Below are 1073 nucleotides of genomic sequence, written 5' to 3' on the forward strand. Positions count from 1 at the left end.
GCTCGATGCTGCGGACCAAGCCATCGAGGAAATCCGTGCACTCAATCGGGCGTCCGTAGACGAACTTCTCCCATTTGGCGCGCAACTGCCTGTTGGCCGCCAGATCCTCCCGATGAGCTTCGAAGAACTCGCGGTCGTCCTCTCGCGATTCCTTGAGGGATCGACCCTTGAGATCGCTGAGATAGGCCTTGTCTGGATCGCTTAGACGATCGGGACGCTCGTAGTCGAAAAACTGAGCGGTCTCTTCCGGAAGCTTCAGTTTCTTGAGCTTAAGGCCCGAGAAGATCAGAAGAATATTGTCCTGTTCCCACTCGAGCTCGGCGAGCTTTTCGGTCGCCTCACGCCATCCAGCAGGCGAGTCGACGAATGCTTCGATCGTCGGGTGCAGCTCGGCGGCGATCTCGTCTCGAACCGTCTCGAACTGGTCCCGCAGCTCGTCGGCTTCGATCGGCTGGCGATTGGGCCGCTGCTTGGAAAGCAGTGGCCTACGGTCAGTGATGAGTTTGTCGTAGAGGCGCCTCCAGCGGCTTTGCTGCTGCAGGTCCTTGGGCCGCTGCGAGCGGAAGTATCCTGTGTCGCGCGGCAATTGCAGTGCCGGCAGCGCCCAGCCCAGTGCGTCCGCCACGGGCAGCGACATGCTGTCGATCGCGGCTCGCGTCATGGCGACATAGGTGCTGAGCTGCGCGAGTGGCCAGTCATCGACACTGGACAGGGCCTTGAGGGCAATGTGCCATGCTTCGATGTGCTCTGCCGGCAGCCCAAGACCATCGGATGCGGGAAGCACCCAATAGGCGGGTCCTTCCTTAAGTTCCTTGGCACCGATCAGTGCCACATCGTGCAAAGATGCGCCCTGGTCATCGTCGGTGTTCGCGATAAGAAGCGCGGGACGGTCGCACTCGGCATGACGCCACGCCACGGTTCGCTCATCGGTGATTACGATATCCGGCAGACCCTGGCCATCGACGAGTGCGCGGGGCACAGCAATCTTGACCTGGGATTGGATCGTAGCGTCAGAAACCAACTGCCTGACGATCGCGGCAACCTGCGGGCCGGTGAGGCGATCGAGCATGAAA

1 protein-coding gene is annotated in these 1073 nt (G+C 60.9%); it reads right to left on the reverse strand.

The window, feature by feature from the left end; genetic code table 11:
* The coding region (locus EOA13_RS38245) for a hypothetical protein (RefSeq protein WP_206535381.1) at positions 1-1073 on the reverse strand (1073 nt) is incomplete at both ends.

Source organism: Mesorhizobium sp. M7A.F.Ca.US.011.01.1.1, assembly GCF_003998295.1.
Taxonomy (GTDB): domain Bacteria; phylum Pseudomonadota; class Alphaproteobacteria; order Rhizobiales; family Rhizobiaceae; genus Mesorhizobium.